2 protein-coding genes are annotated in these 4,373 nt (G+C 61.7%); one reads left to right on the forward strand and one right to left on the reverse strand.

The annotated features are described in order from the left end of the window. Positions 1 to 1,589 (forward strand): TonB-dependent receptor (locus VJ811_RS01320; RefSeq protein ID WP_324070452.1); only part of this gene is annotated, 1,589 nt, incomplete at its 5' end. Between the two features lie 113 nt (positions 1,590 to 1,702). On the opposite strand, the gene VJ811_RS01325 is transcribed toward VJ811_RS01320, so the two are convergent. Beyond that, positions 1,703 to 4,258 (reverse strand): TonB-dependent receptor, encoded by a 2,556-nt coding sequence (locus tag VJ811_RS01325; RefSeq protein ID WP_324070455.1) that lies wholly within the window; start codon positions 4,256 to 4,258, stop codon positions 1,703 to 1,705. Positions 4,259 to 4,373 lie beyond the last annotated feature (115 nt).

Genomic DNA, 4,373 nt, shown 5'->3' on the forward strand with positions numbered 1-4,373 from the left:
CGAACCAGTATAACAGCAGCTGGTCGACGGAAGCGATCCTGTCGAGCGACCTCGACGGGCCGTTCAACTTCCTGGTGGGCGGCATCTATGCCGACTATCATCTGACCGAGAACAGCTATTATGTGAACGCCTTCCCGATCGACTATCTGACCGGCGTGCTCGGCGCGTTCAACAGCTTTGCCAACGGCTTGCCGCCGTCGTTCCTGGCGACACCCTTCTTCCGCAACAACACCGACGACCTTAAGATCACTTCCTACGGCATCTTCGGCGAAGCCTATTTCGAGTTCAGCGACCGGGTGAAGCTGACCGCCGGCCTGCGCTACAACAACGACAAAAAGAGCGTGCTGGCACGGTCGACGCTTGCCAGCTTCCTGACGCCGATCGGGCTGAACAGCGACACCGTCTTCGGTTCGCCCTTCGTCGGATCGTTCGATGCCGATCCGGGCACGCCGGGCAACCAGATCATCCAGGCGCGCAGTGTGAAGTTCAACAAGCTGACGGGCCGTGCGGTGCTCGACTTCAAGGTCACCGACGACAATCTGCTCTATGTCTCCTATTCGCGCGGCTATAAATCGGGCGGCATCAACCCGCCGCTGCAGCCGATCTTCGCTGTGCCGGAGAGCTTCAAGCCCGAGCAGGTCGATGCTTTTGAAATCGGTTCGAAAAACACCTTCGGCAACGGCGAACTGCAGCTGAACCTCACGGCCTTCTACTATAAATACAAGGATCTGCAGCTCAGCAAGATCGTCGCCCGCACCGCGGTCAACGACAATATCAACGCCAATATCTGGGGTTTCGAGGCCGAGGCGATCGTTCGTCCGGTCCCGGAATTCGTCGTCAATCTCGGCTTCAGCTATCTGAACACCGAAGTCGCCGGCGACGAGTTCAGCAGCAACCCGCGCGATTTCGGCGGTGGCCGCGCCGATGCGGTGATCATCAAGGATATCACCAACGCCGCCAACTGCGCCGTCGCCTCGACCTCGGGCAGCGTCGCGGGGGTCAACGGCTACGTCAACCAGATCAACTCGCTGATCAACGCGGGCGCCTTTGCCGCCAACGGGGTGCGCGGCGGCGCGGGGCTGCAGGGGACGACGCCTTTCCCATCGGATGGCGGCATTGCGTCGACCGGCGCATTCAGCATCTGCGGCATCCTGCAGGCGGCCGCGGCGACCGTCGGCCCAGCTTTCGGCGGAGTCGAGGTCTTCTCGGCCGGCATCCCCGTCAACCTGAAGGGCAACAAGCTGCCGCAGGCGCCGAATTATAAATTCTCGGCGGGTGCGCAATATACGATCGGGTTCGACAACGGCATGTCGCTCGTGCCGCGCTTCGACCTCGCTTATACCGGCGACAGCTATGGCAGCATCTTCAACGGCAGCGTCAACAAGATCAAAGGCTATGCGCAGGTCAACGCCCAGATCCAGCTGAACGGCACCGACGACAAATGGTATGTGAAGGGGTTCATCCAGAACGTCTTCGATGCCAACAGCGTGACCGGCCTGTACGTCACCGACCAGTCGTCGGGTAACTACACCAACATCTTCACGCTCGAACCGCGCCGCTATGGCATCGCGGCCGGTGTGAAGTTCTAAAACACGGGCGGTAACGCCAACAAAAAACCCCGGCCTCTCGATCGAGAGGCCGGGGTTTCTTTTTTGCCTTCTGCATCGCGGCCGGGGAGCGAGAAGCCCCCCGCCGCTCACGATCAGAATTTGTAGCGGATGGTGCCGCCATAGGTGCGCGGCTGGCTCGGGTAACCCGAGACGCTGCCCGCCTGAGCCACCGCCGGGAAGATCGTCGTCAGATACTGCGCGCCCGTCAGGTTGCGGCCCCACACGCCGACGTCGATACCATTGGTCAGGCGGATCGTGAACGACGCGTTGAGCGAGTTGACTTCGCGCTTCAGATTCTGCGCGACGCTGGCGGGGAAACCGCCGAGGCCTTCGACGATCTGGACCGGGCTTTCATACGCATAGTCGACGTGCGCGATCGCCTTGGTCCCACCCGCGAATTCGTGCGTATAGGTGCCGCCCATCGACAGCGACAGTTCGGGGATGCCCGCGGGCGTGGTGCCCGAAATGTCGCCGAACGCCGAATTGACGAAGCTGTCATACTTTGCGTCGAGGTAGGTCGCCGCCAGCGTCAGGTTCAGGCCGTCGACCGGACGCACCGAGCCGTCGAGCTCGATACCGAAGGTCGACTGTTTGCCGGCGTTCGCCAGCGCAAAGCCGGTGCCGGTGAAGACGTTCGACTGGAAGCCCTTGATCGACTGCTTGAACACCGCGACGTTCACCGCCGCGACGTCCCACTGGCCCTTCAGGCCAAACTCATAGACCGTCGATTCTTCGGGATCGGCGAAGCGCGAGCCTGCCACCAGGTTCGGGGTACGCAAACCCGCGGCGGTGATCGCCGCAAGATCCGAAGCAAGCGGGCGGCTGTCGCGCGACAGGTTGACCGAGCTTGCCTTGAAGCCCGTCGCATAGGTCGCATAGATATTGACCGTATCGGTGAGCTCATAGGCCGCGCGGACGCTGTACGAGAAGTCGCCGTCGTTGGTCTTGCCGCTTTCGACCGCGTTCGGAACGTTGAGGAACGGCGGCAGGAACTGGAACGCCTTCAGGCCGGCGAGCGGGTTCGCACTGCGCCCGTCGGGCAGCGTCAACGTCGGGTTGGCCGCCAGGAAGGCGGCGGTCGGCGCCGGAACACCCTGACCGATCAGCAGCGCCTGACGGAACGGCGTATAGGCCGCGGCGTCAAGATTGATGCCCGAGAAGACATCGCTGCTGACCACATTGGTCGAGAAGCGCTTGCGGTCTTTCGTATAGTTGCCGCCGAGGGTCAGCGTCAGGCGGTCGGTCACGTCGAAATCGACCGTGCCGAAGATCGAGAAGGCCTCGTTCTTCATCTGATAGTCTTCGTCGAGCCCCGTGCCGGCTTTGAAGAAGGTGCCGAGATATTTCGCCGGATTGCCTTCGAGCGCGCCGAATGTACCTTCGAGCATCGCGACGTTGAGCGCGTTGCCGCTTGCCGCGCGGATCAATGCATCGCCGTAGGGACGGAAATGGTTTCCGAACTTGATCGCGCTCTGCTGATCGACCTTCTCGTTGAAATAATAGCCGCCGATCAGGAAGTTGAGCGGACCGTCGAAATCCGAGGTCAGGCGCACTTCCTGCGTGAAGGTGTCGATGTCGACATAGTCGCTTTTCTCGCCGATCAGGTCGGCACCCGTGAAGTCCGAATCCTGATTCGTGTCGGCGCGCACCTGACGATAAGCGGTGATCGAGGTCAGCGCCATGTTGCCGAGATCATAGTCGATCTGCGCCGAGCCGCCATAATTCTTGATCTTATTCGACGACAGGAAGTTGTTGTACACGTCGTAAGAGAAGGGATCGTTCGCATCGACGCTGGGGCCGCCGGCGAGCGCGTTGGTGATCGCAACCGTCGGCCCGGCAATGACATTGCCCGCGATGCAGCAATTTTCGTCGATCTTGTCATAGTCGCCGATCAGGCGGATCGACAGCGCGTCGGTCGGTTCGAACAGAAGCTGGCCGCGAACGCCCCAGCGGTTGCGGTCGTTGACGTCGGTGTCGAGCTTCAGGTCCTGCGCATAGCCGTCGCGGCGGTTGTAGCTGCCGCCGATCGAGAAGGCGATGGTGTCGCTGATCGGGCCGGTGACATCGCCCTTGACGGTGATCGCGTCATAATTGCCATAAGTGACTTCGGCCGAGCCGCCGAATTCATACTGCGGCTTTTGCGTGACGATGCTGATGACGCCCGCCGAGGCATTCTTGCCGAACAAGGTCGACTGTGGGCCGCGCAGCACTTCGATGCGCTCGACGTTGGGAAGATCGCCGATCTGGGCGGCCGAGCGCGAGCGATAAACGCCATCGATGAACACGCCGACCGACGGTTCGATACCGGCATTGTTCGCACCGTTGCCGAAACCGCGGATGATGAAGTTGGTGTTGGCGCTCGACTGAAGCTGCGACACGCGCAGGCTGGGGACCGACGACTGCAAGTCGATGAGGTCGCGGATCTGCGCTTCTTCCAGTTGCGCTGCCGAGGTCACCGAGACCGCGACGGGCGTATCCTGCAGCGTCTGCGAACGCTTGCTGGCGGTGACGATGATGTCGTTCCCATAATCACTGTCGTCGGCCGTCGTTCCGGCGTCGGCCGGCGCGGCATCCTGCGCGAAGGCATAAACGGGGGTGGTGGCGGCACACAACATGGTGGCGCCCAACAAAATGTTGCGCAAGGTCATGATCAGTCTCTCTCCAAACCCACCGAAGCGCAGCCAAAGGCTTGTCGGGAGATGCCCGGTGGTAAGCTCCCGGTCTAACGCGCCGCCGGGCGACGTCAACGCGCGCACGCGCGAA

The sequence above is a fragment of the Sphingopyxis sp. genome, assembly GCF_035250425.1.
Classification (GTDB): domain Bacteria; phylum Pseudomonadota; class Alphaproteobacteria; order Sphingomonadales; family Sphingomonadaceae; genus Sphingopyxis.